The organism is Gilliamella sp. Imp1-1 (assembly GCF_001690415.1).
Lineage (GTDB): Bacteria > Pseudomonadota > Gammaproteobacteria > Enterobacterales > Orbaceae > Gilliamella > Gilliamella bombi.
In genome coordinates this window covers 1-16,479 of record NZ_LZHK01000130.1, presented here as the reverse complement: position 1 = coordinate 16,479, position 16,479 = coordinate 1, and the positions used below count along the sequence as shown (strand labels likewise).

Below are 16,479 nucleotides of genomic sequence, written 5' to 3'. Positions count from 1 at the left end.
TTCAAATTTTATTCTTATATTTTAGGAGCTTTAAATTCGGCAGATGCCTGCTATTCATGATGGCTTTACTGTATCAGAAGCAATACATGATTATTGGTATGGAAAAAAGTAGCGATAGGTACTTTTGCAATGTTAATGTTAATTGATAGTGATCCAGATCCAGATATGATTGAAACTGTATATAATTTCAGTGAATCTGTCGGTTTACCAACCAAGCTGGCTGAATTTGGCTTAGCTAATACCAGTGATGAAGAGTTGATGAAAATCGTTATAAAAGTAGCAAATACAGAGGGATTACGTCGTAAATAGTTTTGCACTTTTTTAGATTAATTGTGCTAACTTTAAATGTACTCTGGTTGGTTTTTACATCAAGAATTTTTATTTCTTTTACATTTTGTTGTAAGTTCATGTAGGTAAAGAGAATAAGAATATTCTTCTTGCTTATGTTATAATTCAAAGCCAATTTTATAGCTTCATTTCTGGTAATTATGGCAGAACCAAAATTTATTCATCTTCATTTGCATAGTGATTTCTCTATGATTGATGGAATTGCTAAGGTAGGTGCATTAGTAAATGAAATGAGCAAGTTGCAGATGCCTGCATTTGCAATCACTGATTTTACTAATCTTTGTGGACTGGTTAAGTTTTACGGCTCAGCAATGTCAAAAGGTATTAAACCCATCATTGGTGCAGATCTCGCTATTAGAAGTTCTCAATTGCCTGATGATATTTATCGTTTAACTCTGTTAGCTGCTAATAATCGGGGATATCAAAATCTTACTTTATTAATTTCTAAAGCTTATCAGCGAGGATACATTGGAGATTTGCCTGTTGTTGATAATGAGTGGTTAATTGAGCATCGAGAAGGGTTAATTGTATTAGCTGGACGTGAAAGTGATATTGGTATCGGTATCGTTCGCAATAATCAAAGTATTATTGAGCATGCTATTAATTTTTACCTTGAAAATTTTAATGAGCATTTTTATTTTGAGTTAGTACGGACTAAACGAATCAATGAAGAGCTATTTATTCATAGTGCAGTAAGATTAGCTGAACAGTATCAATTACCCGTGGTTGCTTCTAATGATGTTCACTTTTTAAAATCTTCAGATTTTGAGGCTCACGAAATTCGTGTTGCTATTCATGATGGGAATACACTTGAAGATCCCTCTCGACCTAAAAATTACTCAGCAGAGCAGTATTTACGATCTGAACAGGAAATGTGTGAACTATTCTCTGACATACCAGAAGCGCTTGAAAATAGTGTTGAAATAGCAAAGCGCTGTAATGTAACCATTCGGTTAGGTGAATATTTTTTACCTAAATTTCCTACTGGTGATATGTCGACAGAAGATTTCTTAGTGCATAAATCGCGTGAAGGTTTAGAAGAAAGACTTGAGTTTTTATTTCCCGATCCAGAAGTTAGAAAACAAAGAAGACCTGAATATGATGAGCGTTTAGAAACAGAATTAACAGTTATTAATCAAATGGGTTTTCCTGGATACTTTCTAATCGTTATGGAATTTATTCAATGGTCGAAAGATAATGATATTCCCGTCGGACCTGGGCGTGGTTCAGGTGCGGGTTCACTAGTTGCGTATGCTTTAAAAATTACCGATTTAGACCCACTGGCGTTTGACTTACTTTTTGAACGATTTTTGAATCCAGAACGTGTTTCAATGCCTGATTTTGATGTTGACTTTTGTATGGAAAAGCGAGATCTAGTAATTGATCATGTTGCTGATATGTATGGTCGTGATGCAGTCTCTCAGATTATTACTTTTGGAACTATGGCGGCTAAAGCAGTAATCAGGGATGTTGGCCGAGTACTTGGACATCCTTATGGCTTTGTTGATCGGATTTCCAAATTAATTCCCTTAGATCCGGGAATGACATTGGTTAAAGCTTTTGAAGTTGAGCCTCAACTTCAGGAGTTATACGATAATAATGAAGAAATTAAATCATTAATTGATATCGCACGTCAATTAGAAGGTGTAACTAGAAATGCAGGTAAGCATGCTGGGGGCGTTGTAATTTCACCAACTAAGATTACAGATTTTTCGCCAATTTATTGTGATCCAGAAGGAAATCACCCAGTAACCCAGTTTGATAAAAATGATGTTGAATATGCAGGCCTTGTTAAATTTGACTTTTTAGGACTAAGGACATTAACCATTATTGATTGGGCAATCAAAATGATTAATGAACGTCAGTTAAGAGAAGGAAATAAACCTATCGATATTACTCGAATTCCTCTCGATGATCAGGCGTCATTTGATTTGTTATTGAAAGCCGAAACAACAGCTGTGTTCCAACTTGAATCTCGAGGTATGAAAGACTTAATAAGGCGATTAAAACCTGACTGTTTTGAGGATATGATCGCTTTAGTTGCCTTATTTAGACCAGGTCCGTTACAATCAGGTATGGTAGACAACTTTATTGACCGTAAACATGGCAGAGAAGAAGTGTCCTATCCTGATATTAAATATCAACATGAATCATTAAAACCTATCTTAGAACCAACATACGGTATTATTTTGTACCAAGAACAAGTTATGCAAATTGCTCAGACTTTGTCGGGTTATACATTAGGTGGTGCGGATTTATTACGTCGAGCTATGGGGAAGAAAAAACCTGAGGAAATGGCAAAGCAACGCTCTGTTTTTAAAGAAGGTGCCGAAAAGCAAGGTATCGATGGTGAGCTTTCCATGCGCATTTTTGATTTAGTGGAAAAATTTGCCGGTTATGGTTTTAATAAATCTCATTCAGCAGCTTATGCGCTTGTTTCTTATCAAACATTATGGTTAAAAACTCACTATCCAGCAGAATTTATGGCTGCAGTTATGACTGCCGATATGGATAATACTGATAAAATTGTCGGTTTGGTTGATGAATGCTTACGGATGGGATTAAAGGTTAATCCACCAGATATTAATAGTGGTCTTTATCATTTTCATGTGAATGATAAAGGTGAGATTGTTTATGGGATTGGGGCTATAAAGGGTGTCGGTGAAGGTCCTATTGAGGCAATTGTTGAAGCACGTAATAGTGGTGGATATTTTAAAAATATATTCGAACTTTGTGCTCGAACAGATATGAAAAAGATCAACCGCCGTGTACTTGAAAAACTTACTATGGCAGGGGCATTTGATAAATTAGGCCCTCACAGAGCAGCTATTTTGCATAGTATTAATGATGCAATGCAGGCAGCGGATCAATATGCAAAAGCTCAAGATATTGGTCAAGAAGATATGTTTGGAGTCTTAGCGGAAGAACCTGAACAAGTTGAGCATGCTTATGCTGCGGTACCTGAATTACCCGATCAAGTTTTGCTTGATGGAGAACGTGAAGCTTTAGGGCTTTATTTAACAGGGCATCCTGTAACGCAATATTTAAAAGAATTAAATCGTTATACTGGTGGATTGCGAATTAGTGAAGCATCTCCGACAGGCTGGGGAAAAACAGTTACTTTTGCTGGTATTGTTACTGATGCTAGGACTCGAATTACTAAAAAAGGTAAAAAAATTGGCTTGTTTACTTTAGATGATCGTTCAGGTCGTATTGATGGTATGCTTTTTGCGGAATCTTTGGAAAATTTTGGACATTTACTCGTAAAAGATAAGATCTTAATTGTTACAGGCCAAGTTAGTAATGATGATTTTAATGGTGGTTTTAAAATGTCAGTGCGAGATATTGTTGATCTAAAAGATGCCCGTACTAAATATGTAAAAGGATTGTCTATTACATTAACTGAAAGCGAAGCAAATCAAGCAATATTGCAACGTTTACAACAACTTTTAGAACCTTATCGTCATGGTAGTGTGCCTGTTAGCTTATATTATCACCGGGATGATTCGGTTGTTAGGATTCAATTCGGTACGACATGGAGGGTTATTCCAGAGGACGCTCTGATTATTGAATTAAAGACACTTATTGGCATAGATCGTATTGAATTTGAGTTTGAATAAGAAAACAAACTTATTAATAGTAGTCTGGTTGATTAATTAAATTTATTAAATAATGTTACTTTAATTAAATGTAAGTGGTATAACATTTTGAATAGTTGAAGTCTAATAATATAAATTTAGGTGACTTCAATGAGTATTACATAGTAGAATTGGATTAATTTTATTTTAAAAATTAGCCAGTATACTGTATTAGATGTGTATTTTTTTAAAATACCAAATAAATTAAGAGGCAATTACAAGCGTTATGAACAATTTTTTGGAATTTGAAAAGCCGATAGCGGAATTAGAAGCAAAAATTAATTCCTTAAAGAATATTGATTCGCAACAAGTTGAATTAGATATTAATTTAGATAAAGAGATTAAGCAATTACATAAAAAAAGTCGTGAATTAACAAAAAAAATATTTGCTAATTTAACTCCCTGGGAAATTGCGCAACTAGCTAGACATCCAAATCGTCCTTATACATTGGATTATCTGAAAGAAATTTTTACTGATTTTGATGAATTAGCTGGTGATAGGGCTTATGCCGATGACAAAGCAATTGTTGGTGGAATAGCTCGTATTGATGGAAGATCTGTGGTGGTTATTGGGCATCAAAAAGGTCGAGAAACAAAACAGAAAATTTACCGGAACTTTGGTATGCCCGCTCCAGAAGGGTATCGTAAAGCTTTACGATTAATGCAATTAGCGGAGCGTTTTAAATTACCGATTATCACTTTTATTGATACTCCAGGTGCTTATCCCGGTATTGGTGCCGAAGAGCGAGGGCAAGCAGAAGCTATTGCTCGTAATTTAAGAGAAATGTCACGTCTTAAAGTACCAACTATTTGTACAGTAATTGGAGAGGGAGGCTCTGGGGGCGCTCTTGCTATTGGGGTTGCCGATAAAGTTAATATGCTTCAATATAGTACTTACTCTGTTATATCGCCAGAAGGTTGTGCTTCGATTTTATGGAAAAGTGCTGATAAAGCACCAGTTGCAGCTGAAGCTATGAATATGACTGCAGATAAATTACTAAAATTGAATCTTATTGATTCGATTATACCTGAGCCACTGGGCGGTGCCCACCGTGATTATGCTGTTGTATCTAATTCACTCAAAACACAGTTACTTAGTGATCTTGATGAACTTGAAAGTATGGATTTATCTGTATTACTAGAAAGAAGATATCAACGCTTGATGAACTATGGCTACGTAAGGTAATTTTAAATTTGGAATATTGTAATGAAAAAATCGACAGGCTTACTACGTATCCTTAAAGCAACAAAATATTCTTTAAAAGGCTTAAAATCGGCGATCAAACATGAAGCTGCATTTCGCCAAGAGTTAATTCTATTAGTTGTGGCTTATATTGTTGTAATGCTAATTGATTTCTCTATTTATGAGCGTATTTTGCTACTTGGTTCAATTGGAGTGGTGATGATTACTGAGTTAATAAATAGTGCAATTGAGTGTGTAGTTGATCGTATTGGCTCTGAAAGGCATGATTTATCTGGCCGAGCAAAGGATTACGGCTCGGCGGCGGTATTTTTGTCGTTATTATTGACTATTATTTTGTGGATTTATCTATTTTCTTGTCATTTTTCATCATGATTTTTGATTTAAACGTAGGTTTTCCTGAAAGTTTTTGACAATAGTTTAATCGCAAAAAACTATTCTTAAACTAGAATAGGATTGGTTTTCCAATAAAAATTTATAAAAATATTATTATAATTACGCTGGAAAATAAAAATAACAACGCTTTTGTAGGAAAATACAGGGTTATTTACACTTTATGGTTAAAATAATCCTCTAAAAACTTATAAGGCGTTTTTTTCGAAATCGCTTTATGGGGTTTAATTGTATTATAATAGCTAATAAATCGTTTAATATTGTGTTTTCTATCTTTTTAATGGCTAAATATTTTCTGATTATTCTACATTTCCATTAAAGTTCGTATCACTCTTTTGAGCTTTCCCATTCGTTTGTGGACAGGCTAGTTTCGTGAATTCTTGATGGATACGATGGTTGTTACACGTTTTAACAAATAGCTCTTCACCAGTGCCTTGATATTCATGTCCATTCTTGGAATAAATACATTCAATGATAAAGGATATTGGGTTAACACATTGTTTATATAAATAGTGCTGAATTAAATCGGGATTTATTGGGGTAAATGCCTGCATAAAAGTTCATGTGAAAAATCATCAATACTGACCGACAAATAAATACTCTCGCATTTTTTGTTTGGTTTCGTTTTTAAGCAAAGATAAAGGTAAACGTTTGGCATCAACTATAGCATTTACCCAGATAGGTTTTGTTATAGCGTTTAGCTTGTCGCCTTAATTTAACTTCAATGGACTTTCCGACTTTAACCAGACGTTTAATTTTTATATGTAAATGATGCAACTATTGGTTATCAATTATAGATTAAGTTAATTGTATAGACTGAATTACCATATCTTTATCAATACCATCTATCACTTCAGCATGACCAATTTTAGTTGGTATAACAAGCCTTAATTGCCCAGATAATACTTTTTTGTCTCGTAACATATGTGGCAGATAAGATTCAATTGACATTTTTTTGGGTCTGTTAACAGGTAGTTTAGCGCGAATTAATAAGTTCTTAATTCGTTCAATATCAGTTTGATCCAATTTACCAAGTAGTTTGGCTGTTTGTGCAGCCATTAGCATACCAACACTGACAGCTTCGCCATGTAGCCAATTTCCATAGCCTAGTTCTGCTTCTATGGCATGCCCATAAGTGTGACCAAGATTTAAGATTGCTCGCATGTTTTGTTCTGTTTCGTCAGCAGCAACCACTTGTGCTTTGAGTTCACAGCAATGGTAAATACAGTAGCTTAATGCATTAACATCTAGGTTTAGTAAATCGTTGATGTGTTCTTCAAGCCAATCAAAAAATTTAGCATCTAAAATAATGCCGTATTTTATAACTTCGGCAAGTCCAGCCGAAAGCTCTCTTTGTGGTAATGTTTTTAAACAACTAAGATCAATCACTACAGACTGTGGTTGATAAAATGCACCAATCATATTTTTACCCAGTGGGTGATTAATCGCTGTTTTACCTCCTACCGAGGAATCAACCTGTGATAATAGCGTTGTCGGCACTTGAATAAACTTAATTCCACGTTGATAAGCTGAAGCGGCAAATCCTGCAATGTCACCAATCACACCTCCACCTAGTGCTATAAGTATACTACTGCGAGTATGATTGTTTGCCAGTAACGTTGTCAAAATGCTATTCCATGTTTCCATGGTCTTATATTTTTCACCATCGGGAACAACAACTGAATCGGTTTTTACACCATGCTTTTCAAGCATATCAATTAGTGTTTGTAAATAAAGTGGGGCTATGGTTTCATTGGTCGCAATGAGTACGCGTTGTCCTGCTTGGAGTTTAAAATGTTGAAATTCACTTAGTAGATTTTCACCAATTGTGATTGGATAACTGCGTTTAGCTAGCGCTACATTTAATGTTTTTTGCATATTAATTTCCAGACAAGTCAAAGTGGATTTATTGTTGCATGTTAGCGATAAAAAAGTGGCAGTGCAACTTAGAATCATTTAAACTTATTGATAATTTTGATTTGTGATATTAAATTTTATATGTCTTTATCTATTGTTTTAGCACAAAAAAATTGGTGTGTGGGCGACATTGAAGGGAACGTTCAGCAGATTATTGAATTGATAAATAGCCACTCCTCCGATGATCTCATTATTTTTTCAGAACTTGCTTTATGCGGTTATCCACCTGAAGATTTAATTTTTCGTTCTGATTTTAAAGCTCGTTGCCAAAAAGCATTATCGTTGATTCAACAAGCGAGTCGGCACTGTGCAGTTATTGTTGGACATCCACATTGGCAAGATCAAAATATTTATAATGCTCTTTCATTTTTTCATGATGGCGAATTGCTAGCTCGCTATCATAAACAGCGATTACCTAATTATGATGTATTTGATGAAAAGCGTTACTTTACGGCTGACAATCAAACTTGCGTAGTTGATTTTAAAGGTAAAAGGATTGGTTTACTAATTTGTGAAGATCTTTGGCAATTTGAACCAGTTGATAATATCCATAAGGCTCAGGCTGATTTTGTTGTGGCTATTAACGCTTCGCCTTATGACTGCGACAAGCAGAAAAATCGTCGAGAGTTAGTTAAACAGCATGTTAAACGAACAGGTTTACCTTTCATTTATGTTAATCAAGTGGGTGGTCAAGACGAGCTGGTGTTTGATGGCGGATCATTTGTTTGTAATGAGCTTGGTGAAATTGTTTGTCAGCTAAAATCATTTGAGGAGCAAATTTCTTCTTTTGAATATGGTGTAAATCATCAGGCGATAATTGATAATAATGAAAATGATCAATTAGCTTCAGTTTATGATGCATTGGTACTTGCGACTCGCGATTATGTTACTAAAAATGGCTTTCAAGGTGCAGTATTAGGACTGTCTGGAGGGATTGATTCAGCTTTAACCCTTGCTATTGCAGTTGATGCGCTAGGGAAAGATAAAGTTCAGGCAGTGATGATGCCATTTCGTTATACTGCTGATATTAGTATTGCTGATGCCAAAGAAGAAGCTGAAATATTAGGGGTTGAATTTGATATTATTTCGATTGAGCCAATGTTTGATGCGTTTATGGCATCGTTAAGTCCAATGTTTGTTGGTACGCCAAAAGATACTACTGAAGAAAATCTTCAAGCACGTTGTCGTGGTGTTGTTTTAATGGCACTATCAAATAAACGGCGCAGGCTGGTGCTGACAACGGGTAATAAAAGTGAAATGTCGGTAGGTTATGCAACTCTTTATGGCGATATGGCTGGTGGGTTTGATGTTCTGAAAGATGTGCCTAAAACCATGGTTTTTGCATTGTCAAAATATCGGAATACTCGTTCTTATGTTATTCCTGAAAGAGTGATCACTCGCCCTCCATCAGCAGAGTTGGCTCCAGATCAAAAAGATGAAGACAGTTTACCGCCTTATGATATTTTAGATGGAATTTTGAAAGGTTATGTCGAACTTGATCTTTCCGTTGAACAACTTATTGAGCAAGGTTATGATGAAGCAACTGTAAGGCGTGTTATTAAATTGGTTGATATAAATGAGTATAAACGTCGCCAATCAGCGGTCGGTCCGAAAATAACAGCTCGTAACTTTGGCAAAGGTCGCCGTTATCCTATTACTTCTGCTTTCGGATTTAAAAATTGGTGATCTTGAATTAAAGGTAAATTAAATATGAAAAAGATTGAAGCTATTATTAAACCATTTAAATTAGATGATATTCGAGAGGCACTTGCTGATCAAGGTATTACAGGTATGACAGTTACTGAAGTTAAAGGTTTTGGTCGTCAAAAGGGGCATACTGAACTTTATCGCGGTGCGGAATATATGGTTGATTTTCTGCCGAAGGTGAAAATTGAACTTATTGTGTCTGATGATATTTTAGAAATGTGTATTGAGACTATTATGAAGACAGCACAAACTGGTAAAATTGGTGATGGCAAAATTTTTGTTTATAACGTTGAACAAGTCATTCGTATTCGAACTGGCGAAATGGATGAATCTGCGATTTAGTTTAAATTACTGAATGTCAGGTCGTTCTTGTTTGAGAAGCTCAGAAGTCACAATACCTTGAATAGAACAAATAAGAAGGTTCATATTTGGGCTTTTTTCGAGTAATAGCAGTTTTTCGGTGGTATCTGGAGCTGGAATGGTTTTAACACCGACAACAGTTCCGGTATTTTTATGCCAAGTTTGGAGATCGTCATTAATATTACGAATCTTTGGATTTGCGATATACAGTAGGTTATCTTCCATATTTTTCCAATCTACAAAATTCAAAGCATCTTTGATTTGATTAATATCATTATCGATTATAAATCCCCAGAAATAATATTTTCCCATTTTGCCAAGATCCATGGCACTATCATAATAGCCAATGATTGTTAGGTTTTTATAAGTCATAGGAGTTTTGAAATAAACGTAGTTTTTAGTTATATCAGAGCGATTTTCAATAACAATATTGGCTTGATTTTTATTAAAAACTTTTATATTAGTATATTTTTCTAGTTCATTTTTATTACTATAAACTTCTTTAAAAAAATCAGAGTTGCAAAGCATTAACGAATCAATCAATGGCACTTTATCGGCTGATGCGATAAAAGAATAAAATATAAAAAATAGAGTAATGATGTTTTTTATCATATTGATTCGATTAGGCAAAATTTAGGTACCAAAATTAATGACCCCGTGATTGTATAATTATTACGACAGAATAACAATGTTAAAGCTATTTTCTTTTTTTCTAACTATTTAGCTTTGTCTTTCTTTGCTAAAACTCTTTACAAAAATTAATTTAATTTCACAAAAATATAATTTATCAAGTAATAATGTATTTTATATTTATATATGGAATGCAGATCGCATATTTATGTATTAATTTAGAAATAGTTTGAATATAAAATAACTATAATTTAGATTAACTAGTAAGTTACTTCAGTTACTCAATAAAGTTTAGATGGAAATTAATTATGTGCTCAACATTTGCAAATCGAATTTTAACAGAGCTTTCTGACGTTGAAGATATTTCAATTAAAACGTTTTTTGGAGGATTTAGTGTTAATAGTAAAGATATAATGTTTGGTTGGGTTACCCAAAAAAGCTTTTATTTAAGAGGGCATCCAGATTATCGTTCACTTTTTATTGATTTGGGTATGCAGCCATTAAGTATAACGACAGGCATGTCTACTAAATTGCTTGATTATTATAAGGTAGGTAATGAACTTTTTAAGGATCATGAAAAACTGTTTTCTATGGTACAGATGGTGATAAAGTATACTAAAAAAGAGCAATATGAAAAAAACGAAATCAAAGCAAAGCGGATAAAAGAGTTGCCAAATATGACTTTGTCGTTAGAAAGGTTATTGTGTAGTGTTGGAATTAAAGATGTTGATACCTTTCAAAAGGTAGGTTATTTGAACGCATATTATAAAATAAAACAAAAAAAAGAGGCCATTTCCATTAATATATTGTTTGTTTTATATAGTTCTTTACATCGTTTTCATGTTGCAACCTTGTCCAAGGAGACTAAAAAAGAAATTGAACTCGAATATCAATGTTTTTTAAACCAGATGGATAATGACTCATATAAAGAATAATTTTGACTGGCTATGTTGATCAAAGTACTTATAATAATATCACCATAATAATAACAGTTATCTAAAAATGCTTTACGATGAAGTATAATTACATTTTTAGATAATTTTTTATGGTTGATATTATTTATGTTTTCTATCTACTATTTAGTTTAGTCAATTTGATGGTTTTCTACGTGGTGGACGTCTAAATGGTTTGGGATGAGGCAAATCAACCAGTAGCGCAGAAGGATCATATTGACTAACAGGAATAGCATGATCAATTGCTTTTTCAATAGCAGGTAAATTTTGTGAATAACGTTCACAGGCTAATGAAATTGAGTAACCTCCAGCTCCTGCACGCCCTGTTCTTCCAATTCGATGACGATAATCATCACAATCATCAGGCAGATCATAATTAAAAACGTGAGTAACATTAGGTATATGTAATCCTCTGGCTGCGACATCGGTAGCAACTAAAATATCAAGATGACCTTGGGTAAATTGTTCTAAAATTGATAAACGTTTTTTCTGAGCAATATCACCAGTTAATAATCCAACACGATGACCATCAGCGATAAGGTGCCGCCAAATCTTTTCGCAAGTTACTTTGGTATTAGCAAACACAATGCAACGATCAGGCCATTCTTCCTCAATTAGTGTTTGTAAAAGTGCTAATTTATCTTCGTTAGATGGGAAAAATAGTTCTTCTTTAATGCGATGCCCAATTTTTTGTTCTGGTTCAACTTCAATATACTGAGGATTATTCATATGCTCAAAGGCTAATTCACGCACGTTGTGTGTTAATGTTGCAGAAAACAACATGGTTAATCTTTTTTGTGGTGGTGTCATATGTTTGAAAACCCAACGTATGTCACGGATAAATCCTAAATCAAACATGCGATCGGCTTCGTCTAATACGACAACTTGAATTGCGTCTAAATTAATATAATTTTGCTTTGCATAATCAATCAATCGTCCTGTTGTGGCAATTAAAATATCGACCCCTGTGGAAAGCATTTTTAATTGTTTATCATAGCCATCACCACCAAAAGCTAATCCTAATTTTAATCCTGTTTCTTCAGATAGCCGTTCAGCGTCATGGTATATTTGTACAACTAATTCGCGTGTAGGGGCAATAATTATTGCTCTTGGTTGATTTATTCTGTGATCAGATAAAGGCTCATGATTCAACAAGTGATTAAATGTTGATGCTAAAAACGCCATGGTTTTGCCTGTTCCTGTTTGTCCTTGCCCAGCAATATCCATTCCGTTAGTGGTTAGCGGTAATGTCTTTTCTTGAATTGGTGTGCAATAAACAAATCCTTTTTTTTCAAGTGCTTTTAACACTGAAGGATGAAGAGGAAATTGGCTAAAAGTTGTTTTGGTAAGATATGATTGAATCATTATTGTTGTGAATATAATTATCAGAATTGTAAGATTATAACACACTAAATATAGTGACATCACTAATAATTATATCCTATTATACTAATTGCTAGTAGAGAAATTCAAAGTAATCTATTATGGTAAAAAGTAAAATTGTAGGAGACAAAAATGAGTGATAATATCGTTCAGTTATCAGAAGCAACTTTTGATAAAGTAGTTAATGAATCATCGAAACCAGTACTCGTTGATTTTTGGGCTTCATGGTGTGGGCCTTGTAAAATGGTTGCTCCGATTTTGGAAGAAATAGCTCAAGAATATAGCGATAAGATAGTTATTGCCAAATTGAATATTGAAGAAAATCCCAATATAGCACCTAAATTTGGTATACGAGGTATTCCTACTTTATTGATTTTCAAAAACGGACAAGTAGCTGCCACTCAAGTAGGAGCTTTATCTAAAGCTCAACTTAGAGATTTTATTGATCCTCAATTGTAATAATTACTTTATGTTTTTATAATATGGTTAATAGAGTAATGAATTTTACATTACTCTTTTGTTGTGTCTTTAATTTTACTAGATTTATTAATTTATAATAGTTATATTCAATTAAATATAGACAAATTAATAATTTTAGTGTAATCTGTGCTTCTCTTACATGTATCCCTTTCTGCAATTCATTGTTTTTATTGGTAAAGTGGTGAAATTCTATATTCAAATGTTTAATTATCATCAAAAGCTTAGCAATCGATTGAAATTAAGTGTTGTAAGAGAGCTTTTTATAAGCAAATTAAACAATTAAACAAAAATAATATTAAATTGCAAACATATCAATTTTATCCTCAAGAATTTTTAACATTATGAATTTAACTGAATTAAAAAACACTTCTGTTTCCGAGCTTGTAGCGCTTGGAGAAAAAAAGATGGGGCTTGAAAATCTTGCTCGACTTAGAAAACAAGACATTATTTTTGCAATCTTAAAACAACATGCCAAAAGTGGTGAAGATATTTTTGGTGATGGCGTACTGGAAATTTTGCAAGATGGATTTGGCTTTTTACGTTCAGCCGATAGCTCTTATTTAGCTGGTCCTGATGATATTTATGTATCACCAAGTCAGATTCGACGATTTAATTTAAGGACTGGTGATACCATTGCAGGTAAAATCCGTCCGCCAAAAGAAGGTGAACGATATTTTGCTTTATTAAAAGTAAATGAAGTAAATCACGATAAACCAGAAGATGCCCGCAATAAAATTCTTTTCGAAAACTTAACTCCACTTCATCCAAATTCTCGCTTACGAATGGAACGAGGTAACGGTTCTACCGAAGATATCACCGCAAGAGTTCTTGATTTAGCATCACCAATTGGTAAAGGTCAACGTGGCTTGATTGTTGCACCACCAAAAGCAGGTAAAACAATGCTTTTACAAAATATTGCACAAAGCTTAGCGGTTAATCATCCTGAATGCGAGTTAGTTGTATTAATGATTGATGAGCGTCCCGAAGAAGTGACCGAAATGCAGCGTCTAGTTAAAGGTGAAGTTGTTGCATCGACATTCGATGAACCAGCAGCAAGACATGTTCAAGTTGCTGAAATGGTTATTGAACGCGCAAAACGTTTGGTTGAACATAAAAAAGATGTGATTATTTTATTAGATTCGATCACACGTTTAGCTCGTGCATACAATACAGTTGTACCTTCATCAGGTAAAGTATTGACTGGTGGTGTGGATGCGAATGCATTACATCGTCCAAAACGCTTTTTTGGTGCTGCACGTAATGTGGAAGAAGGTGGTAGCTTAACAATTATTGCAACAGCATTGATCGATACTGGCTCTAAAATGGATGAAGTTATCTATGAAGAGTTTAAAGGTACAGGTAATATGGAAGTCCATTTATCTCGTAAAATTGCTGAACGTCGTGTGTTCCCTGCTATTGACTTTAATCGTTCTGGTACACGTAAAGAAGATCTAATGACTTCGCCTGACGAACTACAAAAAATGTGGATTTTACGCAAAATTCTTAACCCAATGGGTGAGACTGATGCAATGGAGTTCTTGATCGATAAACTTGCCATGACTAAAACCAATGATGAGTTTTTCGAAATGATGAAACGTTCATGATTTATTCAGTTGATAGTAAATATCATTAAAGTCATGAAAAAGAGCCGTATTGTATTCTGATACGGCTTTTTTTATGGCAAAATATAGCGTAATTTATAAAACTTAATTAAGTTTTAGGTGTTGTTAAAACCTTATGGTTAAGGTTATAGAGGTTTAATAAAGGAGCCAAATCATGTCAAAACAACAAATCGGTGTTATTGGAATGGCAGTTATGGGGCGAAATCTTGCGCTCAATATTGAAAGTCGAGGATTTTCTGTTGCTATTTATAATCGCTCTAAAGATAAAACAGAACAAGTCATGGCCGAACATTCTGATAAGAAATTGGTTCCTTATTATACAATTGAAGATTTTGTCAATTCTTTAGAAAAACCACGCCGTATCCTGATTATGGTGCAAGCAGGTAAAGGTACCGATGCGGTAATTGATGAGTTGCGTCCACTTTTAGATAAAGGTGATATTATTATCGATGGCGGGAATGCCTATTTTGAAGATACAATTCGTCGAAACAAAACATTGTTAGCAGAAGGATTTAACTTTATTGGTACTGGTGTTTCAGGTGGCGAAGAGGGAGCGCTAAAAGGTCCATCAATTATGCCTGGTGGGCAAAAAGAGGCTTATGAATTAGTTGCACCAATATTAGAGAAGATTGCAGCTAAGGCTAATGGTGAGCCTTGTGTTGCTTATATAGGTCCAAATGGTGCTGGTCATTATGTAAAAATGGCTCATAACGGCATTGAGTATGGCGATATGCAACTGATAGCTGAAAGCTATTCGGTATTAAAACATGCTGTTGGTTTAACTAATGATGAACTTGCTGAGGTGTTTACAGATTGGAATAAAGGCGAGTTAGACAGTTATTTAATCGAAATTACCGCTGATATCTTTAAGCATAAAGACGAAAACGGTAATTATTTAATTGATGTGATTTTAGATGCGGCAGGCAATAAAGGTACAGGTAAATGGACTAGCCAAAGTGCTTTAGATTTGGGTGAGCCTTTATCTTTAATCACTGAGTCTGTATTTGCTCGTTATCTATCAGCAATTAAAGATCAGCGAGTTGCGGCAGCAAAAGTGTTAAAAGGTCCTCAAAAAGCGCCTTATAGTGGTGATAAGCAGGAGCTCATAGAAAAAGTCCGTAAAGCACTGTATATGGGTAAAATTATCTCTTATGCACAAGGTTTTGCACAGCTAAAAGCCGCTTCTCATAAATATCAATGGAATTTAAATTATGGTGAAATAGCTAAGATTTTTAGAGCAGGGTGTATTATTCGTGCACAGTTTCTTCAAAAAATTACTGATGCTTATGCCGATAATAATGAGATTGATAATTTATTGTTAGCGCCTTATTTTAATCAAACGGTCGAGGCTTACCAACAATCATTGCGTGATGTGGTATCTTTAGCGGTGCAACAAGGTATTGCAGTTCCTACACTTTCAGCTGCGATTGCTTATTATGATAGTTATCGATCAGCGGTATTACCAGCTAATTTGATTCAAGCACAGCGGGATTATTTTGGTGCTCATACCTATGAGCGTATTGATAAAGAAGGTGTGTTTCATACTGATTGGTTAAATATTGAATCTTAATATTTTCAATTTGTAACCTTATTTTACTAGGGCGTGTTGATCTTTCATGATTATTTTTTAGACGGCATGATGTGAGTTATAATAATTCAGCCAAAAACAACCCTAACTCGATTCATCATGCCAAGAACAATGCTAACAGATAAACGGTGGGAAAAGCTACTACAAATAATGAAAAATACCGGCCGAGTTTATAATAAATCCGAGCATCGGATGACGTTTGAAGGGATCCTTTTCCGAATGAGAACCGGTATTCCTTGGCGAGATTTGCCAGAAGAGT

15 protein-coding genes are annotated in these 16,479 nt (G+C 34.4%); 11 read left to right on the top strand and 4 right to left on the bottom strand.

Annotation, left to right across the window (positions count from 1 at the left end; genetic code table 11):
• Positions 1 to 93 precede the first annotated feature (93 nt).
• The 4 genes from A9G38_RS10630 to A9G38_RS10615 all read left to right on the top strand — a co-directional run bounded on the left by A9G38_RS10630 (position 94) and on the right by A9G38_RS10615 (position 5,562).
• A complete protein-coding gene (locus A9G38_RS10630) occupies positions 94 to 309 on the top strand; it encodes a hypothetical protein (protein ID WP_141671126.1) in 216 nt (71 codons plus the stop codon).
• A 179-nt stretch (positions 310 to 488) separates the two neighbouring features.
• Positions 489 to 3,968 carry a DNA polymerase III subunit alpha gene (gene dnaE / locus A9G38_RS10625; protein ID WP_034910459.1) on the top strand — a complete coding sequence of 1,160 codons (3,480 nt, stop codon included), beginning with the start codon at positions 489 to 491 and terminating at the stop codon, positions 3,966 to 3,968.
• Between the two features lie 244 nt (positions 3,969 to 4,212).
• Positions 4,213 to 5,172 carry an acetyl-CoA carboxylase carboxyl transferase subunit alpha gene (gene accA, locus A9G38_RS10620; protein WP_034910462.1) on the top strand — a complete coding sequence of 320 codons (960 nt, stop codon included), beginning with the start codon at positions 4,213 to 4,215 and terminating at the stop codon, positions 5,170 to 5,172.
• Positions 5,173 to 5,193: 21 nt separating this feature from the next.
• Positions 5,194 to 5,562, top strand: coding sequence for a diacylglycerol kinase (locus tag A9G38_RS10615; protein ID WP_034910464.1), 369 nt, complete (start codon positions 5,194 to 5,196; stop codon positions 5,560 to 5,562).
• Between the two features lie 317 nt (positions 5,563 to 5,879).
• Here A9G38_RS10615 and A9G38_RS10610 read toward each other — a convergent pair whose 3' ends face one another.
• Both A9G38_RS10610 and aroB read right to left on the bottom strand, forming a co-directional pair.
• On the bottom strand, positions 5,880 to 6,134 hold the full coding sequence (locus tag A9G38_RS10610) for a hypothetical protein (RefSeq protein ID WP_051634155.1): 255 nt from the start codon (positions 6,132 to 6,134) through the stop codon (positions 5,880 to 5,882).
• A gap of 244 nt (positions 6,135 to 6,378) precedes the next feature.
• A complete protein-coding gene (gene aroB, locus A9G38_RS10605; protein ID WP_034910466.1) occupies positions 6,379 to 7,458 on the bottom strand; it encodes a 3-dehydroquinate synthase in 1,080 nt (359 codons plus the stop codon).
• Between the two features lie 120 nt (positions 7,459 to 7,578).
• On the opposite strand from aroB, the gene A9G38_RS10600 reads away from it, so the two are divergent.
• Entirely contained in the window at positions 7,579 to 9,183 is a 1,605-nt protein-coding gene (locus A9G38_RS10600; protein WP_034910495.1) for an NAD+ synthase, read from the top strand.
• A 24-nt stretch (positions 9,184 to 9,207) separates the two neighbouring features.
• A complete protein-coding gene (gene glnB / locus A9G38_RS10595; RefSeq protein WP_034910467.1) occupies positions 9,208 to 9,546 on the top strand; it encodes a nitrogen regulatory protein P-II in 339 nt (112 codons plus the stop codon).
• 6 nt (positions 9,547 to 9,552) lie between these two features.
• Here the strand turns inward: glnB and A9G38_RS10590 are convergent, their stop codons facing one another.
• On the bottom strand, positions 9,553 to 10,113 hold the full coding sequence (locus A9G38_RS10590; protein ID WP_176713261.1) for a hypothetical protein: 561 nt from the start codon (positions 10,111 to 10,113) through the stop codon (positions 9,553 to 9,555).
• A 389-nt stretch (positions 10,114 to 10,502) separates the two neighbouring features.
• Between A9G38_RS10590 and A9G38_RS10585 the strand changes: the two genes are divergently transcribed.
• Positions 10,503 to 11,129: a TfoX/Sxy family DNA transformation protein gene (locus A9G38_RS10585; protein ID WP_034910468.1), complete on the top strand. Its 627-nt coding sequence runs from the start codon at positions 10,503 to 10,505 to the stop codon at positions 11,127 to 11,129.
• Between the two features lie 153 nt (positions 11,130 to 11,282).
• On the opposite strand, the gene rhlB is transcribed toward A9G38_RS10585, so the two are convergent.
• Positions 11,283 to 12,512, bottom strand: coding sequence for an ATP-dependent RNA helicase RhlB (rhlB, locus tag A9G38_RS10580; RefSeq protein ID WP_051634157.1), 1,230 nt, complete (start codon positions 12,510 to 12,512; stop codon positions 11,283 to 11,285).
• A gap of 150 nt (positions 12,513 to 12,662) precedes the next feature.
• Between rhlB and trxA the strand changes: the two genes are divergently transcribed.
• From trxA to A9G38_RS10560, 4 genes are all read left to right on the top strand, one after another.
• Entirely contained in the window at positions 12,663 to 12,989 is a 327-nt protein-coding gene (gene trxA / locus A9G38_RS10575) for a thioredoxin TrxA (RefSeq protein ID WP_034910470.1), read from the top strand.
• Between the two features lie 362 nt (positions 12,990 to 13,351).
• Positions 13,352 to 14,614, top strand: a complete 1,263-nt coding sequence (gene rho / locus A9G38_RS10570) for a transcription termination factor Rho (protein ID WP_034910472.1) — start codon at positions 13,352 to 13,354, stop codon at positions 14,612 to 14,614.
• Positions 14,615 to 14,786: 172 nt separating this feature from the next.
• Complete coding sequence (gene gndA / locus A9G38_RS10565) at positions 14,787 to 16,202, top strand: NADP-dependent phosphogluconate dehydrogenase (RefSeq protein WP_034910475.1); 1,416 nt, start codon at positions 14,787 to 14,789, stop codon at positions 16,200 to 16,202.
• A 117-nt stretch (positions 16,203 to 16,319) separates the two neighbouring features.
• Positions 16,320 to 16,479 (top strand): transposase (locus tag A9G38_RS10560; RefSeq protein ID WP_141671777.1); only part of this gene is annotated, 160 nt, incomplete at its 3' end.

What these genes read in the sequence shown, in the direction of transcription:
- gndA (WP_034910475.1), top strand. Translation starts at nt 14,787, where the DNA reads ATGTCAAAACAACAAATCGGTGTTATTGGAATGGCAGTTATGGGGCGA.
- rhlB (WP_051634157.1), bottom strand. Translation starts at nt 12,512, where the DNA reads ATGATTCAATCATATCTTACCAAAACAACTTTTAGCCAATTTCCTCTT.
- glnB (WP_034910467.1), top strand. Translation starts at nt 9,208, where the DNA reads ATGAAAAAGATTGAAGCTATTATTAAACCATTTAAATTAGATGATATT.
- aroB (WP_034910466.1), bottom strand. Translation starts at nt 7,458, where the DNA reads ATGCAAAAAACATTAAATGTAGCGCTAGCTAAACGCAGTTATCCAATC.
- A9G38_RS10615 (WP_034910464.1), top strand. Translation starts at nt 5,194, where the DNA reads ATGAAAAAATCGACAGGCTTACTACGTATCCTTAAAGCAACAAAATAT.
- A9G38_RS10600 (WP_034910495.1), top strand. Translation starts at nt 7,579, where the DNA reads ATGTCTTTATCTATTGTTTTAGCACAAAAAAATTGGTGTGTGGGCGAC.
- trxA (WP_034910470.1), top strand. Translation starts at nt 12,663, where the DNA reads ATGAGTGATAATATCGTTCAGTTATCAGAAGCAACTTTTGATAAAGTA.
- dnaE (WP_034910459.1), top strand. Translation starts at nt 489, where the DNA reads ATGGCAGAACCAAAATTTATTCATCTTCATTTGCATAGTGATTTCTCT.
- rho (WP_034910472.1), top strand. Translation starts at nt 13,352, where the DNA reads ATGAATTTAACTGAATTAAAAAACACTTCTGTTTCCGAGCTTGTAGCG.
- A9G38_RS10610 (WP_051634155.1), bottom strand. Translation starts at nt 6,134, where the DNA reads ATGCAGGCATTTACCCCAATAAATCCCGATTTAATTCAGCACTATTTA.
- A9G38_RS10585 (WP_034910468.1), top strand. Translation starts at nt 10,503, where the DNA reads ATGTGCTCAACATTTGCAAATCGAATTTTAACAGAGCTTTCTGACGTT.
- accA (WP_034910462.1), top strand. Translation starts at nt 4,213, where the DNA reads ATGAACAATTTTTTGGAATTTGAAAAGCCGATAGCGGAATTAGAAGCA.